Below are 25,934 nucleotides of genomic sequence, written 5' to 3'. Positions count from 1 at the left end.
CAGATGGTATAAATATATAAACCGAGTTCAAAGAAAAAAATGGCAGGAGTATACAAATTAGAGATCAAAGAAAGTGAAGAAGAGCTAAAACATATGCTGAGAGTGCAAAAGACCGCATCAGATAAAGAAAGAATTCAGATGCTGTATCTGTTAAAAACAAAACAAGCAAGCACAATCCAGACAGCATCGACAATACTGGGACGGCATCGAGTTACATTGCAAGATTGGTTAGGGAATTATCGCAAAGGGGGAATAGTAGGACTATTAGGACATAAACCTAGAACAGGGCGAAAACAGAGTATTCCACAATGGGCGCAGAAAGCATTGATAAAAAAGCTGGAAGAAGCAGAAGGCTTTGAAAGTTATGGGCAGATCTGCCAATGGTTAGAGAACCAATTAGGAATCAAATCAAACTATAAAACTGTGCATCATCTAGTCCGATATCGGCTGAAAGCCAGACCGAAAGTGACACGTCCAGTCAGCGCAGGAAAGTCAGAAGAGCAAGTAGAAGCATATAAAAAACCTTGCCAGTATTATAAGCATGATTGCCTGGTTCGGCATTAATATAATCGGACTAAATGGCAAAGTGAGATTCTTTTGTCAAGATGAAACACGAATTGGGTTAAAGACAATTAGTGGAAGGAAGATCACAGCAAGAGGAGTCAAACCCAAAGGTAAAGTTCAGTGGCAGTTTAAGGCAACTTACCTCTATCGAATTGTAGAACCATCAACAGGGGAAAGCTTTTTCTATGAATTTACTCACCTTAATAGTGAATGCTTCCAAGTATTTCTGAACTTAGTAAGCGCATATTTTCAAGGTGACATCATCGTTATGCAAGTGGATCAAGCAGGAGCACACAGAGCAAAACGGTTAAAGATTCCTAAAAATATTATTTTGCTATTTCAGCCTGCCCATGCACCTGAGACTAATCCCATTGAAAGAGTGTGGCAGCATTTCAAATTAGGGTTGAGGTGGAAACTGCCAAAAGATCTTGACCAGTTGCGTGCATTAATGCGGGAAAGGTTAGAAGTTATGACTCAGGAGGTAATTGCTTCGATTGTTGGGTGGGATTATATTTTAGAGGCTTTATCTGTAGCTCGTATTTAACGATTTGGTATTACTCATGGGGGCTGTGTTCAGCACCTACTGGGATCATTATTTCTTTTGGAGTTTGTGTGTCCCTCAGGTGAAGTGTCAGCTAAAGTCAAGATGAACTATAAACTCACCCTATGGCAGCTATCAGTTAATGTATTGAAGACTCAGGATTTAATAAGCGATAATGCTCAACAAATAAAGTAGCCTGACTGACGAGCGATCTCAGGATTTTTTCTTCCCAAATCGAGTAAGGCTGGGTCATTGCCAAGGCATTATCTGGAGTAAGAATAATATCTGGACTAAGTTTGCGATTAATTAGCTGCATTACTCCAAACACCAAACCTTCAGCATTTTTCATCGGTAAAACTACCACCGAACATGCCCTATAACTAATATCTTCATCAAAGGCGTGATGATGGTGATAGGGAGCATCCGTAGGAATTTCATAGACATTGGGAATATTTAAGACCTCTCCCGTAATTGCCACATATCCAACTAAGGTTTGCTTCGTCATTGGTACAGCAAAATCAACTAAAGACCGTTCAGGCTGGGAAGAATTCTGAGAAACCTCAAAACAAATAGCGGGATGGGGTAAGCGATGATCAATCAAGTAAAAACTTCCCGCATCGCTATAAGTAATCTCACGGGCTTTAAGCAAAATCAGATTGAGAATATCCTGAAGGTCTGTCCTTGTGGATAAAGCATTACCGATCGCCAAAAGGTTATCGATTAATTTAACACCCTCAGTCTCAATTATTTGCTCTGCTCTAAGGTTAGCTTCAGTCTGGTCGATCATAAACAACTATGTGGAAAATTTAACTTAAGAAATACCGTAAAAAACTAAGTTCCGTCAATTAGTCAGTTATTTAGCAAAGAATAGCGGTGAATCTGCTTTGAATCTATAGATAATTAACTATTGTTTGTAGTCTAAAGTAAAAAACCATAGAAATTCAGATCGCTGTAATATATTAATGTATTAATGTCACTTAAGAGCCAGTCTAATAGGTTCAATACAACCACTAGAACAGTACGCTCACATTTTATGCCAACTTATTAACCAAATAGCCTAATCAAGAAAATACTAAAATGAAATTTTTGAATAAGGTCGGTGACTATGCCAAAGAAGCAGTACAAGCAGCTAAATATATTGGTCAGGGTTTATCTGTAACCTTCGATCACATGCGCCGTCGCCCGATTACTGTGCAGTATCCTTACGAAAAGCTGATTCCTTCCGAACGCTTCCGTGGGCGTATTCACTTTGAGTTTGATAAATGTATTTCCTGTGAGGTTTGTGTTCGAGTATGCCCCATAAACTTACCCGTGGTTGACTGGGAGTTTAACCCCCAAATTAAGAAAAAAGAACTAAAAAGTTATAGCATTGACTTCGGCGTGTGTATATTTTGCGGTAACTGTGTGGAGTACTGCCCTACCAATTGTCTATCCATGACCGAGGAATATGATTTATCTACCTACGATCGCCACGAACTAAATTTTGATAATGTGGCTCTAGGACGACTACCCTCCAAGGTTACCGAAGACCCTCTAGTTACCCCCATTCGTGAACTGGGATACTTGCCTAAAGGGGTAATGGATGGGCATGAAGTCTCCTATACCGAGCGTAGGGCGGGACAAAGACCCGAAGAAATCATCGAAGCCAATACAAATTAGGAATTAGAACTATGAATTTAAGTGATGGAGTTCAATCTGTTTCACTAGTGATCCTGTCAGCGATGATAGTAGCCGCAGCTATGGGTGTTGTTTTATTACCTAACATCGTCTATTCAGCCTTTTTATTGGGTGGCGTATTTGTGAGTGTAGCTGGTCTTTATCTGTTACTCAATGCCGACTTTGTGGCAGCTGCTCAAGTTTTAATTTATGTTGGGGCTGTCAATGTGTTGATTTTATTTGCAATTATGCTTGTAAATAAGCGTCAAGACTATCCTGTATTTAAGCTAAGTGGTTTGAGAAATACAATTACCGCTCTAGTTTCCATTGCTCTATTTACCTTGTTAGCTGTGACTTTAACCTCAACTAACTGGACAGTCCAGCCTGCTACCTTTGTTTTAACTTCAACTTTAGTCACGATCGCTAAACATTTCTTCTACGACTACTTGTTACCCTTTGAGTTGGCATCTGTACTGCTATTAGTAGCTTTAATTGGAGCAATTGTGTTGGCGCGCCGTGAGTTTATTCCCGAAACCATAAAATCTAGTATCTCTGAAGATGATTCCTTATCTCTACTGGAGAAACCACGGGAACAGTTAGTTAGTACCAAGCCTTAAATTTATCCGAGTATTTTCTATAAATAATAAAAATTATGTCTCTAGAACCATTTTTACTGATTGCAGCAGCTTTGTTTTGTATTGGCATCTATGGGCTAATTACCAGTCGTAATGCTGTACGGGTATTAATGTCTGTGGAACTAATGCTAAATGCCGTGAATTTGAATTTGTTAGCATTTTCTAATTTTTTAGATTCTGGCAATATTCGAGGACAGGTATTTGCTACTTTTGTGATTGCGATCGCTGCTGCTGAAGCTGCTGTTGGTTTGGCAATCATTCTATCTATTTACCGTAGTCGTGACACAGTTGATATGGAGCAGTTTAATTTATTGCGCTGGTAATAGGATTTTTAGCTAATTTCTCTCTACCGATCTAGTCGAGGGGCTAAAAAAGTCCTACGTTCTTTGGCTGGGTCATTTTTGCGTTCAGAGGGTAAGGATTGGCTCTCTAGTACATTTTCATCGTTTACCACTTCATTTTCACTAGCATCGAGGAAAATCTGAATTCTGGGACCAGAGTTAGCTAGTCTAATAATGGTACCACTGGTGATCTTGGCTTGACTTATCTTTTCTCCATTAATAAAAGTGCCATTTGCTCCCAGTCCTACTATTTCCCAATAACGAGGCTGTCGGCGGAGTTCAGCATGATGTCTAGAAACCACAGAACTATAGAGGATGACATGGTTATCTTCTACTCGACCGATGCGAATTACTGGCTCCGATTCAAAGCTCCATTTTTGCATAGGAGTTTTTTCGGTGGGGTGTAAAAGATGTAGGGTAATCACTGATTTTTTACTTATTCAAATTTAATAAATTTAACCAATAAGTTCTATATAGCATACTGTCATAGATATAAAAGTCAAAATCTATCTTAAAATTTTTCAATTAAACTTTGCTTAAATTCTCCTAAATTGGGTAGTCACAGTATCCCTGCTCGTAATCTATTTTTTCTAAAACCTTTAGTCCTCTAGGGTCTCCAAGTCTGCGTAGTGTTACTTTGGCATCACTCTGCACACCCAAGTCTATGTCATCTATGGCATTAACTAAAGCATCTATGGCAGATTGATAGGTATCATTTTGGGGTGAGCGATCGCTTACTTTTATCAATAGCTTACCTAAAGCCCATGCACAATTACTCCTCACTCCAGCAACATGATCACTAATCAAAGCTGATGTTAACGCATCTACTGCCTGTGGTTGTCCTAACTGCCCCAAAGCACTAGCAGCCCAAAGCCTAACCGCCGCAATATCATATTTTAAGGCTGAGACCAGTGGATTGAGAGCTTTAACATCCTTATAATTGCCTAATGTCCAAACAATCCCTTTACGCACATAGCCATTCCACTCATTACTGAGCTTAGCAATTAGATAATCAACTATGGAAAAATGATCGGAAAGTTCGGGCAGAAATTGAGTTAAAAAATCTAGAGATAAAACTGGATTACGTCCTAAAGCGTAGGCGGCACTAACCCTCACCAATGTACAGGTATCTTCTAGTAGCAAAATCAGTTTAGGAATTGCTCTATGATCTTGAATCTCACAAAATGCCCTTGCTGCCTGCATTCTTTCTAATACATTTTCAGAGCTTAAAAGTACCAACATTTCCTCTGGGTCAGGATGAAATAGCTCCTCATCTGCTGACATTAAAGAATTTTGCGATGAGCTATCAACTGTTACGGCTGGGTTTGGGTCAATCATTTGCTCCTAGATTAGCTATTCCTAGATTAGCTTGCTTTAGACGCTCAGACAATAGATATAGACAATAGAAATCCTGAATGCAAGAACAACCATTCTCATTTTGACTTTTAACTTGCCTATAAGCTACTCCAGCTTACAAATTTCTGACGAAGATATAGGCTTTTCAAGGTTCGGTATTGCGATTATTCTCAATAATACCAATAAATTTGATGCAAAATTCGCATAATTAATTAGAATTGCTGGCTTTTTAAGCTGTGGGCGAGCCTACTATGGTGAATGCTGTATATTAAGAGTATTACTAATTAAAGAAATATTCGATTTTTTAGAATTTAAGATTTACCAAAAGATTTAAAAATAATTAACCCGAACCATGCTGCAAATTTTATACATAGTTGCCTTTACACTCCTTTCTTTAGTTGCTGTGTCGAATTTAATTAAAAGTATGATCGCTCTGTCCCAAACTGAGATCAAGGCTACCAATCGCGCGGCAAGAAGACCTCGTCCAACTATTCACCCTGAATTAATTGATGAAAACGGCAATATTACCGACGAACCCTTGTTAGTAATGCGATCGCTAAATTTTGATGATGCCCGATCTCGCCTTGATGCAATTTATAATTCATCACCTAATACTGATAACTAAATGAAAACTAAATAGGGAATATTTAAGTTAAATGAAATCAGTTAAATGAAAGATTGGCAGAATGTAGGCGAGTTTACAGATATTCTTTATCACAAGCATGATGGCATAGCCAAGATTACGATCAATCGTCCCCATGTGCGTAATGCTTTTCGACCCGAAACGATCGCCGAAATGATTCAGGCTTTTAATGATGCCCGTGAAGATACTACGATTGGAGTTGTGCTTTTAACAGGTGCTAATCCTGCTCCTGATGGTAAGTATGCTTTCTGTGCAGGCGGAGATCAAAAAATTCGCGGCGATGGTGGTTATATATCTGAAAGTGGCATTCCCCGCTTAAACGTCCTTGATTTACAACGCATAATTAGAACTATTCCTAAACCTGTAATTGCTCTCGTGGCTGGCTATGCGATCGGGGGTGGTCATGTTTTACATGTCATTTGTGATTTAACGATCGCTGCGGAAAATGCGATTTTTGGGCAAACGGGGGCTATGGTCGGCAGTTTTGATGGTGGTTTTGGTGCCTCCTATTTAGCTCGGATCGTGGGACAGAAAAAAGCAAGGGAAATTTGGTACCTATGCCGTCAATATAATGCCCAAGAAGCTTTGGAAATGGGATTAGTAAATAAGGTGGTTCCCATTGAGCAACTAGAGGCAGAGGGAATTGCTTGGGCTGAGGAAATTTTAGATAAAAGTCCGTTGGCAATCCGTTGTCTCAAGTCTGCTTTTAATGCTGAATGTGATGGGCAAGCGGGAATTCAAGAATTAGCGGGTAATGCGACGATGTTGTTTTATATGACGGAAGAGGCGCAGGAGGGAAAAAATGCCTTCTTAGAGAAGCGTAAGCCTAATTTTCGTCAATATCCCAAGTTACCTTAAAAACGAGTTGCCTTAATAATCGGATGCTTTAGAATTTTAATTCCTGCTTCAGAAAACTAATAAAGCACTTAATTTTTGCTGAGATAAATCGTCCACGCCGATAGACAACTTTTACGGGTAAGGGAGAAGGCTCGTAATCCTCTAGCACTAATTTTAGAGATTTATTTTCCAGTCCTGCGTTGAATCCCCACATTGGTGCTGTGCCAATCCCTAAACCCTTATAAACTAGCTCCGTTAATGCCCCTGAATTATTCACCTGCAAGTTTCCTTGTACGGTAATTTCGGCTCCCTTGTAATGCCATAAATTGCCTGTGGATTGGCGAGTATAAACTATGCAGTTATGGTGAATTAAGTCTGAAGGTACCTTTGGTTCAGGAAATCGGGCAAAATAGCTAGTTGCTGCTGCTGTTACCAGTCGGGTTTCGCCAATTTGTTCGGAAATGAGGCTGCGATCGCTAAAAGTGCCAATCCGAATTGCTAGATCAATGCCTTCCTCAACTAGATCAATATAATGATCAGCCATAGTTAAATCCATTTTAATTTGGGGATAGCGACTTAAAAATTTATCCAAAACAGGCACAAGCTGAAGCTGCCCAAACCCTACCGAACAATTAACCCGTAAAAGTCCACTCGGTTCCTGTCGTTTTCCCACCCGAGATTCTGCTTCAGTCAATGTTGCCAATAGTTGGAGGGCAATTTCATAAAATCGATCACCTTCATCGGTCAAACTGACTTTGCGGGTGGAACGTACTAGTAACTGCACATCTAAATATTCTTCAAGGGCAGCAATTTGTTTGCTAATTGTGGGTTGAGTTGTATTTAGCTCCTTTGCCACTGCGGAAAAACTGCCAGTTTCCACTGTTCGCACAAAACTTTGAATACAAGAAAGACGATCCAGCATTTTATTTATTCTTATTAGGAATAATACATATTCTATTTTGCCATCTTCTCAAAGTGTATAGCATAAAACATAATTAATTTAGTGAGCAGCACAAGCTCTAAAAAACCTAAACCAAAATCATAATAGGAGAAATTATGGCTACTACAACTGACCTGCAAGCAAAGTTTGAGGAAATTAAAAATCTGGTTTTATCTGGGCAAGCAATGGATGCCTTTGAAAAATACTATGGCGAAAACGTAGTCATGCAAGAGAATGAAAATCCTGCCACTGAGGGTAAATCTGCTAACCGCGATCGCGAACTAGATTTCTTTTCTAAAGTGACGGAATTTAGAGCCGCAGAGGTGAAAGCTGTTGCCTTTGGCGAAGATGTGATTATTTCCGAATGGTTTGTGGACTATACCCATGCTGAATGGGGCAAAGTTACCCACGATCAAGTTTCAGTGCAGCGTTGGCAAGATGGCAAAGTAATCCACGAACGCTTCTACTACGCTTCCTAATGTAAGGTGCTAACTAAAACAGGGGGAGATTTAATTCTCCCTTTCATGCAGACTTTTGTCCCGATTAAGAGGCATCTATGCTCCCAGCTATCTTTATCTCCCACGGCTCCCCTGATATGGCTATTTTACCCAGCCCAGCTCGAAGCTTTTTGATGCAACTAGGACAGAAAATTTCCAAGCCTAAAGCAATTTTGATCATTTCTGCCCACTGGAATACTAGAATTCCTCAAGTTAATGCTACGCTTCAACCACAGACATTACATGATTTTGGGGGATTTCCCTCCGAGCTTTATAAACTTAATTATCCAGCAAGTATCGCTCCAGAAGTTACAAATCGCGTCAAAAATCTATTAGATCAAAACGGATTTTTTACCGAAATTGTTAGCGATCGCGGTCTTGATCACGGGGTTTGGAGCCCACTGATGTTAATTTACCCAAATGCTGATATTCCTATCACCCAGCTATCAGTTCAACCTGAGAAAGATGCTGCCTATCATTTCCACTTGGGACAAGCTCTTGCTCCTCTAGTAGCAGAAGGAGTTCTGATCATTGGTAGTGGAAGTGCCACCCATAACCTCATGGAAATCGGTAGATATGTATCCCCGCCCGCTTGGGTAAGAGAATTTACTGATTGGTTGAGCGATAAGATCATAAATTTTGACCTAGATGCACTTTTCAACTACAAACTATTAGCCCCCCATGCTAAACGGAACCATCCTACTCCCGAACATCTCTTACCCCTATTCGTAGTGATGGGAGCCAGTGGCAAAGATGCTCAAGCCACTCAAATCCACGATAGCTACACCCACGGAATATTAAGTATGGCAGCCTTTAGGTTTGAATCAGTTTTATCTTAGAAGTTAGCTTTTTTGATCGTTCCATTATCTTATTCTTACGAAGTTCTCACCTCAAAACTAAAAACAGGAGAAAAATCATGGCACTTGGGTTATTAGTGGATGGCAAATGGCAAACAGAATGGACAGAACATAATGAAAGTGGGGAGTTCAAGAGAATGCCGACTTATTTTCATAATCAAATTACCAAGGATGGAAAAACTTTTAAAGCAGAGCCAAATCGCTATCATCTCTATGTTTCGTTAGGATGTCCTTGGGCAAACCGCACCGCCATTATTTGGAAGCTTAAGGGTTTAGAACATGCGATCGGACTATCCATTGTTGATCCAGTGATTAGCGATCGCGGCTGGAAGTTTTCCGATTATCAAGGCTGTATTCCAGATCGCTTAAATGGAGCCGAGTATCTTGCTGAAATTTATGTAAAGGCAAAATCTGACTACACAGGTCGAGTTACGGTGCCTGTACTGTGGGACAGCAAAACCCAGACCATTGTTAATAATGAATCTCAGCAGATAATTAAAATCCTAAATTCTGAATTTAATGAATTTGCCCGTCATCCTGAACTGGACTTTTATCCTGCCGACTTACAAACTGAGATTGATGAAGCGATCGCAAAAATCTATCAACCAATTAATAACGGAGTCTATCGTGCTGGCTTTGCCACATCCCAATCTGCCTACACAAGTGCTGTAGTAGAGTTATTTGCGGCTCTGGACTACTGGGAAGGAGTGTTAGCAAATCAGAAATATGTGGTTGGCGATCGCTTAACCTTAGCTGATTGGTGCTTATTTCCAACCCTCTTTAGATTTGACCTTGCCTATTATGGAGCTTTCAAGTGTAATCTGAGGCAATTGCGGGATTATCCTCACCTTTGGCAGTACCTTCTCCATCTTTATAGGATTGATGGGGTAAAGGAAGTCTGTAATGCTGATCATGTTAAAAGGCTTTACTACATGGGTATTCCTGAAATTAACCCCAATGGAATTGTGCCTTTAGGTAGTCCTTTGGAGCTTATAGCTTAAATAAAAAAATACAAGCAAAGCCTAAATCTGAGATTTGTCTATATGCGTTTTTAAGTGGTTATGAGGATTTAGTTTCTGGAAAATATAATATAAGTTATTATTTTTACTAGTTTCGCCAATATAAGGATTAAACCGTGCGGATTCAACTAGATTACTATCGCATTTTAGGTCTAACTCCCCAAGCAAAAATTGAGCAGATTAATCAGGCGTACAGCGATCGCAATAAATCCTTGCCTCGCCGTGAATATTCTGAAAAAGCAATCTCATCCCGTCAAAAGCTCTTAAATGTTGCCCACACAGTCTTAGCAGATAGTTCACAACGGCAACTGTACGATGCTCAAATTCTACCTGAGTTATTGCAGTCTAAGCATGAACATACATTCTCGATTGAAATTGATAATCGTGATCTATGTGGGGCAATGCTGTTATTGTACGAGCTAGGCGAATACGATCAGATTATTAAGCTGAGTACCACTAGTACCAATTTTAGCGATCGTGATTTCCTGCTCACAACGGGTTTAGCATACCTAGAACTAGGGCGAGAATTTTGGAGTCAAGGTAAATATCAAGCTGCTTCTTATAACTATGAGCGTGGTTATGAGGTTTTAGCCAAGTCGGAATTTTTTGCGGAAATCAAACAAGAATTACAAGCTGGATTATGGCAGTTGCGCCCCTATCGAGTGTTGGAATTAATCGCATCGCCAGAGACAAAGGCTGAGGGTATTGCCTTACTCAAAGAGATTTTAGAGCAACGGCGCGGGATTGACGGGAAAGGAGATGATCATTCGGGCTTAAACATTGACAAGTTTTTACAATTTATCTTAGAAATAAGAGCCTATATGACCACAGCAGAGCAGGAGCAATTGTTTGAAGAAGAATCTCGTCGTCCATCTTTAGTTGCCAGTTACCTATCGGTTTATGCCCTGATTGCCAAAGGTGTATCCCAATCCCAACCCAATGCAATTCGTAAGGCTAAAAATCTCCTGAGTAAAATTGGCTCCTCCCAAAATATCTATCTGGAAATTGCAATCTGTGCTTTATTGTTGGGGCAATTAACAGAAGCCACTGAATTTTTAGATCAAAGTAATGAAACTGAGCGATTAACGACCATTTATGCAATGGCAAAACCAGAAAATGATCCCGTGAAGGGGCTATATCAATATACTCAGGTATGGCTGAATACAGAGATTTACCCTCACTTTAAAGACCTAATTGGTCAAACCGTAGATTTAGATTCCTATTTTAGCGATCGCCATGTTCAGGCATATATCAATGAACTCCCTAATACTAGTCCCGTAATCTCAGAACCGTTAGTTTTTCCCCAAGTAGCTGCTAGTCCTACATTTACAGAAATTTTTCCCAAAAATACTCCGAAAAGTCAAAAAAACAGCCAAACCAATGATCCCCTTCTGCCTACGGTAGTCGCTCCGAGGGTTAGTTCTCGCCCCAGACCAAAGGCTAGATATAAATTTCATCCCGAACGTTTGATCCTATTTTTACTGACTGTTTTTGCGATCGGTGGAGGTTCTATTATTTTGGGATATATGGGTTGGAATTACTTTACTAAGACTAAAGCCCCTGCAATTAGCTCTGAGCCAGTCTTAAAGCCTGTAATTATTGCTAGCCTTGCTAATCTTAAACCGATCGCACCCATAGTTCCTAACCTAGCAGAAAGCATTGATCAAAAACTGGCAACGGAAATCATTACAACTTGGCAAAAAACTAAAGCCGATGCCCTTGGCAGTCAATTTAAACTAGAAGGATTAGAGCAAATTTTGGCAGAACCGCTACTTACCCAGTGGCGATCGCGGGCTACGGGACTTAAAAATACTAATTCCTATGCTGAATATATTCTCAAATCCGCTACGGTTAAAGAGTTTAAGTCAATTGATAAAAACCAAGCATCGGTGCTAACTAATATTTCAGAAGTCCGCAATTACTATACCAATGGACAACTTGATCAAAAAGACTCCAAGCAGGATACCTATGATGTGGAGTACATCTTGACTAAAACCAATAATAAATGGCTAATATCGGCAATGAATGTGCGGTAACTAAACATACTTAAGCCAAATACCAAGTCTTAAAACCTATGGATAGTCAAAGCTTTCTTGATTTCGTGCTACTTCCGCAATTAGTACAGAAAACTACTCAGATACTAGAATCTGCTATTGATGAACTTCTACGGATAAGATGGACAGATAGCGAAGCAAATACTGATTCTGACTATTCGAGATTAGCTTGTCAAAAGTTTGAAGAGGCATTCAGATTATCCAATCATAAGAATATTGAAATTGTAGAAATTAAATCTCCTGACATTCAAATAACCTTTAGTGACGGCAATCATCAATTTAAGCGAAAGGTTGAACTTAAAAGTTGTAAAGACTCAAGCATTATTCCTGGTTCCACTATTAGCAAACTTGACTTTAATATCTGGGTCATATTTTGTTGCCGATCATCAAATAATTCAAAATTTGAATTTAGGTATGGTCGTTACTATTTAGGGATCACAACAGGAGAGACTGATTTATTTCAAGATAGAACCCCACGCCCTAGATTAAGTTGGGGAAAATTTCAATCTGGAAGTGAAAGCCCTAAACTTGAACTAATGATTAATGATAAAGATTGGATCAAAAAATACGCTAGAGCAGCTATTAACCGAATTTACCAGAATAATATCAAGTATTCTTGGCAAGATGATTTAGTCCGAGAGATCATCAAAATAGCACTGCAAGAGAATATTACCATTGAGGATTTGAATACTGAAGTATCAGACGATGATGATCAAAATTTCTAACTTACTGATGTTAGACAAATCTTAGGTAAGACCAAATCTTTTCGTTGATTTACTATCAGATTATCAGTTATAAATAGCTTATCCCATATTAGTTCAAGCCTTTTAGCAAAGTGATAGGCTAGAAATGGAGGAACGGCATTACCAATTAATTTATAGCTACTACTTGCCCCTAGTTGTAATTCATCTTTAGATTCTCGAACAAATTCATAGTCATCAGGAAAAGTTTGAATCCTAGCACATTCCCTGACAGTTAGCCTTCTTTCTGATAGCCCTTTGTTTAATTCATCAATATATCGTCCACCATGCTCTAAAGATAGTCTTCGATATTCAATATTACCATGATGTTCAGACCGAATTGTCGGAGATAGTCCATCTAAATTTACTTCGATTTGTCCTTGATGGTTTCCGCAATGTTTAGCCTTTGAGTATTTCATCTGCGCTAAGTCTTGCTTCTCTTGTTCAGGTTCATTTAAAGATTCTAATACTGATCGGACTGTAGTATATGGTTTTAAGGGAAGCAAAGAGCTAAATAATGAGCCTTGAGTGGCAGTTGCCGTATGAGTCTTAGGAGGAAATGGATCAAGCCTTGCAGGGATTAATTCTTGCTGTAAAGCGATCACTGCTTCAGGGCGTAAATATTGTTTGTTAAGTCCTATAAAAAAAATTCGTTCACGCCGTTGGGGGATACCATAATCGGGAGCAAATAAAACTTTGGCAAAGACTATATAACCATACTCACCAATAGATTTAAAATCCGACTCAATAATTGATTTAGCATTAGCAAGGGAGATAAGTCCTTTAACATTCTCGGCAATAAATACCTTTGGAGCAGTAATTTCAATGACTTTTTTCATCCATTGATATAACTGACCTCGATTTTCCGATATTTCACTTTTATCCAGTAAATCTCCACTATGACTTTTATGAGAATTAAATCCTTTCCTTTTCCCTGCGACGCTAAAATCCTGACATGGAAACCCTCCAGTCACAATATCAATATTAGATGGGAAGGAGAATTTTCCAAGTTCGGAGTCTTTGACCAAATTTACAATACTATCAAGGTGAAAAACAGATGGACTTATGCCTCTTTGTCCGAAGTAAGAAACCCAAGCATTTTTGGCAGCTTTAACAATGTCATTGGCAAACACCAAGTCAAAATTATTTTTAGATAGTAATACTTGATTATTATGTGTTTCTAAAATCCAATTAGGATTAATCAAGGAATTTACTAAATCTTTGTGTACCTTAAATCCACCATCAAACCCCAAGTCCATGCCTCCACAACCTGAAAATAGGGATAGTAGTTTTTTTGACATAGTCTTAAATGTTTAGAGGATTAACTTTTCTCATTTTAATTAGCTAATTAGCTAAATGTCAATATAAATAAATAGCTATTTAATGTATATTTAGATTTGCTGATACCTTAAAAATATGGCACAAACTCAAAGAAAGCCTGTTTATATTAAGCCCGAACATCACGAAATTTTGAGAAAGGTGGCTTTTGAGCAAAGATGCAACCTGTCAGATGTACTTGATGCCATTTTAGAAGATACGAACTGGGAACAGGTTTCTAAAAATGCTTCCATTAAGCCTGAGCAGAGAATGAAAGAGCGTGGAGCTACATATAAGGTTTAGTAGTGAGTTTTAATAAAAGACAGTCAAGCTTAACCGTGATCTCGGGGATTAGTGGTATCGGCGGGTCGAGGCGAACTAAATGGTGAAGTCTCTCCTGAATTCAATCTGATATGTGGTAAAGGCAAACTCGCCAGCATTGACTCCAGATTTTCAGTCAAAATATTGCGAGGAATTGCCCCGATCGCCGTACCTAAAACTTTATTATCTGCCCCTAAAAATACAAAATGAGGAATCCCATCCACCTGAAACCGATCTATTTCTGGAAGCCACTTATTATTATCAACATTGAGCATGACAAAATTAATCTTGCCTGAGTATTGCTGCTGCAAACTTAAATTATCTGCTGCCATAGACTGACAACTGCTACACCAATCAGCGTAGAACTCCATAACTGTAGGCTGGGGATTAGCTAGAGCCACATCTAAGGGCATACTAGACTGGGCAACTGCTTTTAAGGAAACCTCACTACTTTGCACCCGTAAGCTAAAAAACAAGGCAATGGTTAAACCTATGGCAGCGATCGCTACTAATAAATTTCTCAAATAATTGGCAGAACTGGCACTAGAGGAATTCATAGGTAATGATTTTATGCGGCTTGAACTAAACCTTAAACTAAACATAGACATATCACATTCTACTTGATCTAGTTATTGGAGTAATATCAGTTCTATCTGTATTTATAAGTTATTTAATAATAGGACTTACGCAGTTTAATTTAAAAGTATTGCGAGAAGGGAGTTTGAGAGCTTTGCCCTCAAGTGAGGCGCAGCCCCACACCCCACTTAATATCAAGGTTTTGGTTTGTATTTGCATAAGTCCTAAATAAATTATTTATAAGTTTATATTCACCAAAATTCAGAAGATTGATTAGCTTGATTGACAAAATTGATGAGATTAGCTCGTATTATCAAATCCACTATAGTCTTTGCCTTTATACTCGGGATAATTCTTGCCTGTGTGCATGTGGTGTGGCAAGGTCTTTTAGCTCCCTATTTAGTTAGCCCCAGTAAACCAATGTTCAAGAATCAGAGTGATACTTTATATAAAGATCGACTGGCAATGCCCATTGTCAAATTTTCCCCACCGCCAAAGCCCCAACCATTTAAGCCAATTGCTGCTGACATAAAATATAAGGGCAAAGTAAATGTATCTAGGGGATTGGTGTTAAGAAGTGAGCCTAAGCCCAATTCTAACCGTGTAGGTGGAGTAGAATACAAAGCCGATGTATCCGTACTTAAGGAAACTCCTGATAAGGAATGGGTTTATATCCAAGTGGAGAGTAGTCAGGAAAAGGGCTGGGTGCGATCGGGTAATATTTTTCGGAATTAGGATATTTAATTAGTTCAATTTAAGCAATGCAATTTATAGATCAAGCAGAAATCCAAGTTAAAGCTGGTAAGGGTGGAGATGGAATTGTGGCTTTTCGACGGGAAAAGTATGTTCCCGCAGGAGGTCCAGCCGGTGGTAACGGTGGTCATGGCGGCTCTATAATTATTGAGGCTGTGGATGATTTACAAACACTCTTAGATTTTCGCTTTCAGCATATTTTTAAGGCTGAGGATGGGGTTCGGGGTGGAATTAAAAACATGACTGGGGCAAAGGGTGCCGATCTCTTAATTAAGGTTCCCTGTGGGACGGTAATTGTGAATGCCGTTACGGAAGCGGTTTTAGCAGATTTGACTGTAAAAGGCGATCGCTATCTCGCAGCGAAGGGTGGTAAAGGGGGGCTAGGTAATAAGTTCTTTTTGAGTAATCGTAATCGCGCTCCTGAACATGCTCTACCCGGACTAGAAGGCGAAGAGTTTCATTTGCGGTTGGAACTAAAGCTAATTGCTCAAGTGGGAATTGTGGGAATGCCCAATGCGGGAAAATCCACCTTAATATCTGTGTTATCTGCGGCTCGTCCCAAGGTTGCTGATTACCCGTTTACAACTTTAGTGCCAAATTTAGGGGTGGTTTCCAAACCCGATGGCGATGGCATTGTATTTGCAGATATTCCGGGATTAATTGAAGGTTCTCATCTTGGCATTGGTCTGGGGCATGATTTTCTCCGCCATGTGGAACGGACTAAGATTTTAATCCATTTAGTCGATGTCGCCTCCGCAAATCCCCTTGCTGATTACGAGACAATTCAAGAAGAGATGTCGGCATACGGGCATGATTTAATCCAGAAAAAGCAGATATTAGTTTTAAATAAAAGTGATGTACTTAGTCCAGAGGAAGTAAAAGCGATCGCTGCCCAATTTCCTGAACCTCCTTTAATAATTTCAGCCGCAACTAAGCAAGGATTAGATACCCTATTACAAACGGTGTGGAAGGAGCTAGGTGTTTCTGAATAGATCGGCTTTGCTTGATAGTAAATTAATTTCAGTATTTATAACTCAGTGCTAATCAGTGGTAATGAGTATAAATCGTTAGAGATGTATTAATTTAATTTAACCCCAAAATTTCCACCAAGGTTGGGATTGTTGCCTATTTGAAAATTTAGCTAATTTGTACCAAGTTGGTTTCTTCTCTTTTTCGGTTCTGGTATCTATAACTGAGAAATGATTCCTATCATCGTGGGCAGTTTTAATTACAATTTTATTTGTTTCTAACCAAGATAATACTTCTTGAGCTTCCCCTCTAGCTCTTTGGAGAAAGGAATCAAGTTCTTGGCTTCTACTTAAATCTGCCCATGATTCCAAACACAATTCATATCCAAGCCCAAGACTTTCTAGGAAATAATAACCATCGTAGTAGAGATCGTAGATATCATCTAGCAGTTGCTGAGGATTTCCATCTTCATTTATAAATGCGAATAGTAGATGCTTTAGTTTCCATGTTTCATATTCCCCAAGGTCGATATATCGCCTTAAAATGTTGTCAATTTTATATTTCACCCATTTGTTTGAGAAGTCTAAGGAAATTAAATATAAGTAGTCATCCTTACTGAGTATGTCTTCCAGAACCTTAGTTTGATAAATCCAAGGCTCAAATTCTGTAATGGGTTCCGATCCGTTTAAGTACTTAAAAAATTTATCTTTAATCAAAATTGGTAGTTGTTGCATATGCAAAACCTAAGTACCTTCTACCGATCATCAAGATTAATCCTGATCTAAAGGTGGAAAACTAAACCAAAAACGGCGGCGGACTTGCTTATCAAAATATTGTCCAAATTGGAGGTAATACACCTCATTCTCATCTTGGGTTTCTAGCACTAAATCCGATTCAGCATAGCCAGAGCAAATCAGGGCATAGCCTTGATCGCGAAGTTTTTGCGATAGCCCGATCGCATTAGGTTGATAGATAGTTCCCGACTTGACCCGCACCGCACAGGTGGTACAAGCTCCACTAATACAGGCAGAGGGCAAATCCACACCTTGAGATTCTAAATCATCGAGGATATAGCGATCGCCATCAACTTCCGTTTCAAAAATGGTTTGGTTTTGGCGATTATGAATTTGGACTTTGTATTTCATTTTTAGATAATTTTTAGGTAATTTGAGCTATTGAATATTGGGTACTGATCTACTGAATCTAGAGGTCAGGTTTTCTAAGAATGGGTTTCACCCCATTTAACTAGCTCTATTCTTATATTGGGAGGGGAGTTTGAGGGCTTTGCCCTCAACTGGGGCGCAGCCCCAGACCCCCATCAGGATTATTTGTACTTTCGGAGCCTTCCTTTATTTTAGAGGTTACAGGCAAAGCTGCAATAATTGCTTCTAAAACTTTAGTGACTGGAATTATTTCTAAGCCATAGTCTTGAATTACCTGACCATTGGGAATAATTGCGCGCTTAAATCCTAATTTTGCTGCCTCTTTTAAGCGTAAATCCAACTGCGAAACTGCCCGTACTTGACCACCTAATCCCACCTCACCAATCATTACCGTACGGGGATCAACAGTGCGATCGCGAAAACTAGCACATAGGGCGATCGCCACCCCCAAATCCACCGCAGGTTCAGCCACATTTAAGCCCCCTGCCGCCGAAACATAGGCATCTAGCTTAGATAGGGGAATACCAATGCGTTTTTCGAGGACAGCAAGAATTTGTAAAAACCGATTACTTTCAATTCCAGTAGTTGTACGCCGAGGAGAGCTGTAGCTGGTGGGACTAACTAATGCTTGTAATTCCACCACCAACGGGCGAGTGCCCTCACAGGCAACAATGGTGGCAGTGCCGGGGGCAGGATCATCTCGATTACCTAAAAATAATTCTGAAGGATTTCGTACTTCTAAAAGTCCTTGCTCTACCATCTCGAACACGCCGATCTCTTGGGTAGCTCCAAACCGATTTTTGACCGATCGCAATAATCTATGGGTAGCATAGCGATCGCCTTCAAAATATAAAACCGTATCTACTAAATGCTCTAAAACCTTAGGTCCTGCGATCGCCCCATCTTTAGTGACATGACCAACTATAAACAGCGAAATATTATCCCGTTTTGCCACTCGCATTAACGCCGAAGTGCATTCCCGTACTTGGGAAACCGACCCTGGAGCAGCATTCAAATTAGCGAAATAGAGAGCCTGAATACTATCTATTACCGCCACAGGTGGACGGAGCGATCGCAGTTCCTGCAAAATTGTCTCTAGATCAGTTTCAGGTAAAAGATAAAGTTGATTGGAATTAGTATCTGTTAAGCCTAAACGCTGCGATCGTAATTTAACCTGCTGGGCAGATTCCTCAGCACAGACATATAACGTGGGATAGCGTTGCATCAATTGTTGAGCCATACCCAAGAGCAAGGTGCTTTTACCAATGCCCGGTTCACCGCCAATTAAAACCAAGGAACCCGGTACAATCCCGCCACCTAAAACTCGATCTAGCTCTTCATAGCCCGAAGGTAGTTTAGTTTGATGATCATCACCAATTTGGGCAAGGGTAAGGGATGCCTTGGCAGCAGCAGGGGTGTTTTTAGTTTTAGCAGATTTAGTTATAGACTGAGCTAAGGAGTGGATTTCTGCCACAGGGGCGATCGCTTCTTCAACCAAAGAACCCCAAGCACTGCAATCTGGACAACGCCCAAACATCTGGGCAAATTCTGATCCACATTGGTTACATACATACCGAGATTTAGGTTTAGCCATTATTTAAGCGTATTCCTTGCCGAAACTCTTTAAGTGCTTCTAGGTGTGAAGAAATCAGCAAACATTTCTGTAAAAGCTGAATATCTAAATCTGGGAGAAAGTGACTGCGGCTAAGTTTCTGATACTTATCTTCTTGCAAGTAATAAATATCCAATGTGCCATCTTCCCATAGCCAAACTTCTTTTGTACCTAAAGTTAAATACTTCTCTAGTTTTCCCATATTCCCACTAGAAAAGATAATCTCAATCGAGAGGTCTGGAATAGATTTAAGCTCACCAAAACAGTAGGACTCATCAGCTTGAAGGGAGACTAATTTGGGCTGTTCTTGGCTACAGTTGCCTGCAATAAAGAATTCTATATCTTTCTCTAAAAAGAAAAACTCTAAAAGTGCGCCAAGTAATCCCTTAATTAGCTCATGATCCAATGACGTGGACAAAATTTCTAATACTCCTCGGTGATAAAAAAGCCTAGTTCCAGTTGTATCTACCAAGCCTGATTGAATTAATTTAAACTGCTCCCAACTAATTCCTGTTAAGGTAATCTTTTGATCTGACTTATTTGAGGGTTTTAATAACACTTGCATAGTTATTCATCCTCCATCGCAATAAATTTGTTTTACGGTACCAAAATTGTATTTGAGACGAATTTCTCCAGATTTTTTCATGTCTTCCCAATTCACACTGTTATATTCGGGATTGTAAACATATACACCTGTTTCATAGCTTTCGGCGATCGCCATCATCATCGTAGTTAGGCTATTAAAAAGTGTTGTCATTTCAGGCTCTTGATAAAAATCATCAAAGATGGGGACTGTATCAACTTTAGTCTCATTGACTTGAATATCGTAGGAACCTTTATCACCTTGAAAAACAGGAAAAAGATAGGGAGAGTAGTTATATTCTTTCCGCATATCTATATTCCAATCTTCATTGATATATTCATTATTTTCTATAGCTACTTCTAAAGAAGAGAAATAATATCCATCAAAGCTCACTGTCTGAGATTCACTACCATTGCGCCATTGGTATAGATCATAGACTTCCTTAGGAAGTTTAAATGGTAAGCCCTTGACCTGTTCTTCAATTTCTTCAAATGTCAATCTTGGCAGGAAATCATCTTGATAATCTGGAACATTACTTTTATACCAATCCAAAATACGTTCTAAAGAATCAATCAAAATCATCCTTCGGAGTTGATTAAAATCATCACCTAATTCTTGCCATCTTTCGATCACCTGTTGAATTTTTGGCTCCACCCTATTTTGTAATATAGCACGCGCAACCCATAGGCTTGAACCATAGGTATCTTGAAGAGCTTGCGGCAAGATATTTAAATCGTCATTGATATCTAACTCCGCAGAAATGCGCTCATATCCAAATTTTTCCATCAAAAACTTTCTGAGAGTTGTATTTTCTTCTTCTAGTAGCCAATTAACCTGCAATTGCTCAGAAGGTAAAACCTCAATCAAAGCTTCCCTTAAACGGCTTTCTGATTCTTCTTTATACCATTCTGCCTGCCATTCAGAGGGGGGAACAGAAGTATACTTTTCAGTGAGTAGAGTTCCACGATAGGCATAGATTTTGAATCCGTCAGGATACTTGATCGCAGGTTCTCCTAAAGCATGAGCTAGTTCATTCTCATCTAATAGGATTTTTGTAGGGCGATCGCAAACATAACAAAGATTCTCAAATGGATAGACATATCCACAATTTTGCACAATATCAAGGGAAACCTGCCACCTCTCTTGAGCGCATTTACAATTGAGAATAGAAATACTGAAATCACACCAATTATAGTTATCAGAAAGTGAGATATTAGAGATGCAGTTTCCCAGTAATCTAGGAATTAAGTTTTGCCTAAAAGAGTCAATTGACCTGTCAATCAAGTTGTGTAGTCTCATTGGAGAGAATTCACGTCCGTTTCCAAGTAAACCTCGAATACAACTTCCTAATTCATGGGTTATCTGAGCGGGGATTTTAAAAAATAAATCATTACCACATTGTAAGTCTGTATTTAAGCCTTCCCCAAGTTCTTCAGGAAGCTCAAACTCTGGGAAGCTTTGCTTTAATTCTTGTTTGAACAGTTGGGAAGAGGCTTTGCTTTCTTGTGCTAATTGTTCTAAATTTGGTTCCAAATTATCTAAATTGAATACTTGCGGGAAACTTGTTTTTAAAACTTCATCAACTAAAGTCTGCAATTTTGGATTTAATCCTTCCAATCCCTGAGCAAGATCCTCAGTCTGGTTATTAACTTCCTCAGCCTGTTTATATAACTCTCCTAATCCCTGAAATATGCCACTAAAAGATTGATTAAGCTTATCTGCAAGTCTTGAGTAATCTATGGGCTGATAATTTTTACTAAAAACTGATACTTTTTGAATATAGTCAAAGGGGCTACCACAGAAAATAATCGGTGGGGCTTTTTTACCAATTAGGGAATATGCTCGGTTGATAATCTCTGTGACTTTTTCTCGATCGATGGGATCAGTGGAATAGGCAATGTCACGCCACTTTTTTGCATAATAGGGAATCTGTGCTTCTTGGTCAGGGGTTAGTTGCGGCATAAAATTTCCAACTCTTATGTGTTGTTACTCAATTTGCTTAATAATGCGATGAATTTCATCACTAAAGGGATGCTCTGGAAACTCTAGGTAAAATATGCCTTTACTCCCTAACCTCAACATATCTTCGGAAAGGGTTAGGACTCCGAGAACATTTAGATCGTAAGTTTTTTCTACTTTTTTCCGCAAAGTTACCAAGTCCATGCTGTCCAAAGCCTTATTAATCACCAACGACATTTTATTAACGCTGAGTTTTTTCGCGATATCCACAGTGACGGCGGTACCTTGAAAATCTTGGCGATCAGGACGCAAAATTAAAATTAACAGATTAGAAACCGCAAAGGACAGCAATGTTTCTCGGTTTAAGCCTGGGTGACTGTCCACAATTAGGTAATCAAGCTCTAAACGCTTCACAAATTGCCGAAAGCCAAAGTGTAGTAGCTTAAAATCATAGCCTTCATTTAAGATGCGGGTTATATCTTCAGGCTTGATGCTGGCAGGAAACAGAAATATTTTGCCCCCTAAGTCAATTACCTGTTGCGGGGAAACATCATAGGCAACTTCTTCAGGATTACACTGCCCCCATAGAAAATTATTTAGGGTTTTATCCATATCATCTTCTTCTAGCCCAAAGATGAAATGTACCCCCGGTGACTGAATATCTGTATCTACGACTCCAACTCGATGCCCTTCCATGGCTAAGGCTGTGGCAATATTTGCGGTTAGATTGGACTTACCCGTACCACCACGATAGGAATGCACACATATAATTTTGGGCATAGTTTTAATGTTGTGTTAATTTTATCGCCTAGGTTTTGTCAAGGTAGCAAACATTACTTTAGGACTAAATAATATAATTCTCCATCATTATTTAGCAATCCTGCCCGATCTTTAGCAATTTGTCCTGTCCCCATAAAAATATCGACCCTACCGGCACCTTTAATTGCCCCACCCGTATCTTGATCTAAGACAAATCGCCGAATGGGACGAGAAACTAACTGCCCTTGTTCGATAACTGGGATGGTGGTACTGATCAGGGCGATCGCTCCCGGTGGCATTACGGATTTATCAGTGGCAATGGATCGCTCGGCGGTAACAGGAACTCCAATACTACCTGTAGCTGGCTGCATAAATGTTTCCCGAAAAAATACAAAACTAGGATTGCGCTGAAGATAGGTATTTAGGTCTTGGGGATTGGTCTCAAAGTAACTGACTAGGCGGGGTAAGGTTAATTCTTCTAGCTTAATTTTGCCATCTTTAACTAGTTCAGCACCCACGGAAGTATAGGGGCGATCGGTTTTACCTGCGTAACCTACAGTTAAAGTTGTGCCATCAGTTAATTGTAATCTTGCCGATCCTTGCACTTGAATTAAAAATGCCTGTAGGCGATCGCTAAGCCATGCTAATTCTAATCCCTTTAATTGATCCCCATTTTCTAGGTCAGCACGAGTAGGATGGGGACTAGTCCATGCTTGAAAGTTACTTGGCAGCTTATAAATCGGATATTTATATACATCGGTGGGAGTGCGACTAGCGGGATACACGGCTTCATAGTAGCCAGTAAAATGTACCGTGCCTTTCCGATCTAATCCTACGGATTTGTAGAAGTTAAATTCTTTCTTAACGGCATTATTTAAATCTACGGCAGTGGGCGAAGTTTGAACTAGGTAGCGAAATCTGATCAAACTCTGTTCCATGCGTACCTGCGAAATTGCACCAATGGGGTAGGTTTTGCTTGCCGTGGGTGTGCGAATATATTTCAAACTATGATCAATAGCAGCTAAGAGGGCGGGGCGATCGCTAGCTAATAAATCATCAACTAAACCCTTGGTATCTGAAGCTAAAATTTGTGCTAAAGAAACTTTAACTAATGCTTGTATCTTCCCTTGAGCATTTACTTTTGTAGGTAAACCGAGCAAGATCATAGAAATGCCTAAAAATGCTGCCCAATTTCTTAAGTTCATCGTTTTCTACTCCCACTTACTCCAATCTTGATTAAAAATCGAAGTATCTGGAAAAGCAATAGGATTACCAGATTTTTCAATGCGTTTTTGTAATTCTGCCAATTTAGGTTCTGGGCGAGGTAAATTATTAACTAGTTCAAAGGGTGCAATCTTTTGTTCTAGGGCAAAACTGGCGGTAATTCCTGCTGCCACGCCCGATGACCACTCAAAGGAATGCACTCGATAGGCGGCGGCGGCAATGTGACTAGTGGCAATACTTTTTCCAGCAATTAACAAATTATCAATTTTTTGCGGAATTAATGCCCGTAGGGGAATTTGGAAAGGATAAGCCTGTCCCTGTCCTCGTCTTTCCCCTGCTCTTTCCGTATTTCCTACAGTTTCCACAGGACTAAGATTCAGGCAAGGATGGAAGTCAATGGCATAGTGACCAATGCCCACGGTATCAGGATAGATGGTGGAACGAGTTCTAATCGGAATTTCACTACTAGGGGTAGAACCGGTGATGGCAGCGGCACTTTCTAATCCAGCTAAAGCCACTCTTAAATTGGCATACATTTGGGGAGGGAGATTTTTTTTGTAGTAGTCATCATTGTAATTACGGCGAGAAATATCAATTTCAGAGATCGTAAAACCCGTGGGATAGCCCCAACTTGGTCTGCCAATAATTCTGCGTCCTTCGCGCATATAGGGATACTTAGACAAACCATGACGTGTACCCATGGGAGAATCTAAACCTGACAGAAAAATATAGTTGGGATTAGGCAGTTTGGGAATATCTTTAAGTTGGGAATCGGTGGTTCCAGTCACCAACCAGTAAAAATAGCCCTTTGCCAATAGCTCTGCCTGTTCAAGGGTACTTGCTCTCAGTCCACCCATCCAACCCCCTTTTTTTAACTGTCCAGAGGCTTGAAGCTGCTCACGGCTATAAATTAAGTTGTCATTACTCGTACCTGGTCGATAATCATTACCCCAAGTCCAGTTCTGCATAGAAATATCGCCGACTACAACCGCTTCATCTTTTTTGTAAAAGCTAAAATCTATACCTTCAAACTTAGCAGGATTGGGTGTAAAAATCCGACGATAGGTAAAGACAAAGGGAAAACTAGCTAGGCTGGGCAACTCATAGCTGTAGTAAGGAGCATAACGGGCATAAAAGCTGGGGATTTCATAGGTTTGGGTTTGGGCTGTTGCCTGCATCGCAAAGGTATAGGTAAATCCTTGGGGGCAGTAGGGATCGGCGGTACGACTAGAAGAGGATGGCTCTAAATAGGAAAGCGGATCAATCCCTAAACGGTAAGGTACATCAGCTAAACCAATTAATTCACCAGTTTCGGTAGCATCTATTACGTACCACTTGGGTGCTGAGTTAGCAGGTAGGTTAGTTGACCCAGATTTGGGAATAAACTTTGTGACAGCCTTAGTAAATGATGGTGAATCTTGGTAACTATAGGCATCTAAAATTGTTTGGGACAGGGGTAATGTATTTAAGGGTGGTGCATTGGGGGCGGGTTTATGGCTAATGGCGATCGCATTGTTAATAATGCCATTGCTAATATCTAAATCCTTAATAACCGTATTTGGATACCATTTCAAAGTACCTTTTCCAGTTTTAGCCGCATCTTGGAGCATGGAAAATAGTAACTCATGTCCATCCTTGGGCATAAAGCACGAGGAACTTACCCAGCAACCACCAGGATTTAACATGCCATAGCGTTTTTGGATTCTTTCCCTTAACTCTAAGTACCCACGATTAAAAAATAATAGCGATCGCTGAGTTTTACGTTCATCTAAAGCTGATGTACCTTGGGCAGAAATTTGTCCCCCCACCCAATCGGTAATTTCGGTTACACATACAGTCTTACCTGCCAATAGGCTCTCATAGGCTGCTGCCGATCCCGCTAACCCACCGCCAGCAATTAAAATATCGCATTCTTCGGATTGAATATTTACTTTTGGAGTTTGAGCTAAAGCGGGAACTGCACTAAGGGCAACTAGTCCGCCAACAAAAGCTAATGTGTATTTAGAAATCATGTTTAA

29 protein-coding genes are annotated in these 25,934 nt (G+C 39.8%); 15 read left to right on the top strand and 14 right to left on the bottom strand.

Annotated elements, in window-relative coordinates:
* The first annotated feature begins 39 nt into the window (after positions 1-39).
* On the top strand, positions 40-564 hold the full coding sequence (locus SYN7502_RS20450; protein ID WP_015167905.1) for a helix-turn-helix domain-containing protein: 525 nt from the start codon (positions 40-42) through the stop codon (positions 562-564).
* Complete coding sequence (locus SYN7502_RS20445; RefSeq protein ID WP_015167904.1) at positions 542-1,108, top strand: IS630 family transposase; 567 nt, start codon at positions 542-544, stop codon at positions 1,106-1,108. Before SYN7502_RS20450 ends, SYN7502_RS20445 begins: the two co-directional genes overlap by 23 nt.
* A 136-nt stretch (positions 1,109-1,244) precedes the next feature.
* Here the strand turns inward: SYN7502_RS20445 and SYN7502_RS05570 are convergent, their stop codons facing one another.
* Positions 1,245-1,892, bottom strand: a complete 648-nt coding sequence (locus SYN7502_RS05570) for a GAF domain-containing protein (RefSeq protein ID WP_015167903.1) — start codon at positions 1,890-1,892, stop codon at positions 1,245-1,247.
* A gap of 290 nt (positions 1,893-2,182) precedes the next feature.
* On the opposite strand from SYN7502_RS05570, the gene ndhI reads away from it, so the two are divergent.
* From ndhI to nuoK, 3 genes are read left to right on the top strand one after another with little or no spacing between them, the layout of a single operon-like run.
* Complete coding sequence (gene ndhI / locus SYN7502_RS05565) at positions 2,183-2,764, top strand: NAD(P)H-quinone oxidoreductase subunit I (protein WP_015167902.1); 582 nt, start codon at positions 2,183-2,185, stop codon at positions 2,762-2,764.
* 11 nt (positions 2,765-2,775) lie between these two features.
* Complete coding sequence (locus tag SYN7502_RS05560; protein ID WP_015167901.1) at positions 2,776-3,378, top strand: NADH-quinone oxidoreductase subunit J; 603 nt, start codon at positions 2,776-2,778, stop codon at positions 3,376-3,378.
* Between the two features lie 35 nt (positions 3,379-3,413).
* Positions 3,414-3,719 carry an NADH-quinone oxidoreductase subunit NuoK gene (gene nuoK, locus SYN7502_RS05555; protein ID WP_015167900.1) on the top strand — a complete coding sequence of 102 codons (306 nt, stop codon included), beginning with the start codon at positions 3,414-3,416 and terminating at the stop codon, positions 3,717-3,719.
* 23 nt (positions 3,720-3,742) lie between these two features.
* On the opposite strand, the gene SYN7502_RS05550 is transcribed toward nuoK, so the two are convergent.
* Positions 3,743-4,162, bottom strand: a complete 420-nt coding sequence (locus SYN7502_RS05550; RefSeq protein ID WP_015167899.1) for an FHA domain-containing protein — start codon at positions 4,160-4,162, stop codon at positions 3,743-3,745.
* 121 nt (positions 4,163-4,283) lie between these two features.
* Positions 4,284-5,075: a HEAT repeat domain-containing protein gene (locus tag SYN7502_RS05545; RefSeq protein WP_015167898.1), complete on the bottom strand. Its 792-nt coding sequence runs from the start codon at positions 5,073-5,075 to the stop codon at positions 4,284-4,286.
* Between the two features lie 370 nt (positions 5,076-5,445).
* Here SYN7502_RS05545 and SYN7502_RS05540 point away from each other — a divergent pair, with 370 nt between their 5' ends.
* Positions 5,446-5,718, top strand: coding sequence for a DUF2973 domain-containing protein (locus SYN7502_RS05540; RefSeq protein WP_015167897.1), 273 nt, complete (start codon positions 5,446-5,448; stop codon positions 5,716-5,718).
* Between the two features lie 45 nt (positions 5,719-5,763).
* Positions 5,764-6,594 carry a 1,4-dihydroxy-2-naphthoyl-CoA synthase gene (gene menB, locus SYN7502_RS05535; RefSeq protein WP_015167896.1) on the top strand — a complete coding sequence of 277 codons (831 nt, stop codon included), beginning with the start codon at positions 5,764-5,766 and terminating at the stop codon, positions 6,592-6,594.
* A gap of 28 nt (positions 6,595-6,622) precedes the next feature.
* Here menB and SYN7502_RS05530 read toward each other — a convergent pair whose 3' ends face one another.
* Entirely contained in the window at positions 6,623-7,495 is an 873-nt protein-coding gene (locus SYN7502_RS05530) for a LysR family transcriptional regulator (RefSeq protein WP_015167895.1), read from the bottom strand.
* Positions 7,496-7,629: 134 nt separating this feature from the next.
* On the opposite strand from SYN7502_RS05530, the gene SYN7502_RS05525 reads away from it, so the two are divergent.
* The 5 genes from SYN7502_RS05525 to SYN7502_RS05505 all read left to right on the top strand — a co-directional run bounded on the left by SYN7502_RS05525 (position 7,630) and on the right by SYN7502_RS05505 (position 12,665).
* Positions 7,630-7,992: a SnoaL-like domain-containing protein gene (locus SYN7502_RS05525; protein WP_015167894.1), complete on the top strand. Its 363-nt coding sequence runs from the start codon at positions 7,630-7,632 to the stop codon at positions 7,990-7,992.
* Between the two features lie 77 nt (positions 7,993-8,069).
* On the top strand, positions 8,070-8,849 hold the full coding sequence (locus SYN7502_RS05520; RefSeq protein ID WP_015167893.1) for a DODA-type extradiol aromatic ring-opening family dioxygenase: 780 nt from the start codon (positions 8,070-8,072) through the stop codon (positions 8,847-8,849).
* Positions 8,850-8,926: 77 nt separating this feature from the next.
* On the top strand, positions 8,927-9,868 hold the full coding sequence (locus SYN7502_RS05515) for a glutathione S-transferase family protein (protein WP_015167892.1): 942 nt from the start codon (positions 8,927-8,929) through the stop codon (positions 9,866-9,868).
* A 134-nt stretch (positions 9,869-10,002) separates the two neighbouring features.
* Complete coding sequence (locus SYN7502_RS18160) at positions 10,003-11,922, top strand: IMS domain-containing protein (protein WP_015167891.1); 1,920 nt, start codon at positions 10,003-10,005, stop codon at positions 11,920-11,922.
* A gap of 38 nt (positions 11,923-11,960) precedes the next feature.
* Entirely contained in the window at positions 11,961-12,665 is a 705-nt protein-coding gene (locus SYN7502_RS05505; protein ID WP_015167890.1) for a hypothetical protein, read from the top strand.
* Here SYN7502_RS05505 and SYN7502_RS05500 read toward each other — a convergent pair.
* Complete coding sequence (locus tag SYN7502_RS05500) at positions 12,662-13,981, bottom strand: DNA cytosine methyltransferase (RefSeq protein WP_015167889.1); 1,320 nt, start codon at positions 13,979-13,981, stop codon at positions 12,662-12,664. The two genes, SYN7502_RS05505 and SYN7502_RS05500, sit on opposite strands and share 4 nt — an antisense overlap.
* Positions 13,982-14,096: 115 nt before the next feature.
* Between SYN7502_RS05500 and SYN7502_RS05495 the strand changes: the two genes are divergently transcribed.
* On the top strand, positions 14,097-14,300 hold the full coding sequence (locus SYN7502_RS05495) for a hypothetical protein (protein WP_015167888.1): 204 nt from the start codon (positions 14,097-14,099) through the stop codon (positions 14,298-14,300).
* A gap of 29 nt (positions 14,301-14,329) precedes the next feature.
* Here SYN7502_RS05495 and SYN7502_RS05490 read toward each other — a convergent pair whose 3' ends face one another.
* A complete protein-coding gene (locus tag SYN7502_RS05490; RefSeq protein ID WP_015167887.1) occupies positions 14,330-14,875 on the bottom strand; it encodes a thioredoxin domain-containing protein in 546 nt (181 codons plus the stop codon).
* Positions 14,876-15,188: 313 nt separating this feature from the next.
* On the opposite strand from SYN7502_RS05490, the gene SYN7502_RS05485 reads away from it, so the two are divergent.
* Complete coding sequence (locus SYN7502_RS05485) at positions 15,189-15,629, top strand: SH3 domain-containing protein (protein ID WP_015167886.1); 441 nt, start codon at positions 15,189-15,191, stop codon at positions 15,627-15,629.
* Positions 15,630-15,655: 26 nt separating this feature from the next.
* Positions 15,656-16,639 (top strand): GTPase ObgE, encoded by a 984-nt coding sequence (gene obgE, locus SYN7502_RS05480; protein WP_015167885.1) that lies wholly within the window; start codon positions 15,656-15,658, stop codon positions 16,637-16,639.
* A 96-nt stretch (positions 16,640-16,735) separates the two neighbouring features.
* Here the strand turns inward: obgE and SYN7502_RS05475 are convergent, their stop codons facing one another.
* The 8 genes from SYN7502_RS05475 to SYN7502_RS05440 form a co-directional block, all read right to left on the bottom strand.
* A complete protein-coding gene (locus SYN7502_RS05475) occupies positions 16,736-17,350 on the bottom strand; it encodes a hypothetical protein (RefSeq protein WP_015167884.1) in 615 nt (204 codons plus the stop codon).
* A 36-nt stretch (positions 17,351-17,386) separates the two neighbouring features.
* The gene (locus SYN7502_RS05470; protein WP_015167883.1) at positions 17,387-17,761 is read right to left on the bottom strand and encodes a 2Fe-2S iron-sulfur cluster-binding protein; all 375 of its coding nucleotides are present in this window, start codon (positions 17,759-17,761) and stop codon (positions 17,387-17,389) included.
* 145 nt (positions 17,762-17,906) lie between these two features.
* A complete protein-coding gene (gene radA / locus SYN7502_RS05465; RefSeq protein ID WP_015167882.1) occupies positions 17,907-19,373 on the bottom strand; it encodes a DNA repair protein RadA in 1,467 nt (488 codons plus the stop codon).
* A complete protein-coding gene (locus tag SYN7502_RS05460) occupies positions 19,366-19,956 on the bottom strand; it encodes a Uma2 family endonuclease (protein ID WP_015167881.1) in 591 nt (196 codons plus the stop codon). The genes radA and SYN7502_RS05460 overlap by 8 nt, the downstream gene beginning before the upstream one ends.
* A gap of 6 nt (positions 19,957-19,962) precedes the next feature.
* Positions 19,963-21,936 carry an SMI1/KNR4 family protein gene (locus SYN7502_RS05455; RefSeq protein ID WP_015167880.1) on the bottom strand — a complete coding sequence of 658 codons (1,974 nt, stop codon included), beginning with the start codon at positions 21,934-21,936 and terminating at the stop codon, positions 19,963-19,965.
* Positions 21,937-21,960: 24 nt separating this feature from the next.
* On the bottom strand, positions 21,961-22,713 hold the full coding sequence (locus tag SYN7502_RS05450) for a MinD/ParA family ATP-binding protein (RefSeq protein WP_015167879.1): 753 nt from the start codon (positions 22,711-22,713) through the stop codon (positions 21,961-21,963).
* A 53-nt stretch (positions 22,714-22,766) separates the two neighbouring features.
* The gene (mltA, locus tag SYN7502_RS05445) at positions 22,767-23,897 is read right to left on the bottom strand and encodes a murein transglycosylase A (RefSeq protein ID WP_015167878.1); all 1,131 of its coding nucleotides are present in this window, start codon (positions 23,895-23,897) and stop codon (positions 22,767-22,769) included.
* Between the two features lie 6 nt (positions 23,898-23,903).
* Positions 23,904-25,928, bottom strand: a complete 2,025-nt coding sequence (locus SYN7502_RS05440; RefSeq protein WP_015167877.1) for an FAD-dependent oxidoreductase — start codon at positions 25,926-25,928, stop codon at positions 23,904-23,906.
* Positions 25,929-25,934 lie beyond the last annotated feature (6 nt).

The sequence above is a fragment of the Synechococcus sp. PCC 7502 genome, assembly GCF_000317085.1.
Lineage (GTDB): Bacteria > Cyanobacteriota > Cyanobacteriia > Pseudanabaenales > Pseudanabaenaceae > PCC-7502.
Note: the sequence above shows the minus strand (reverse complement) of the source record. Positions and strands in the feature narration are given on the sequence as shown.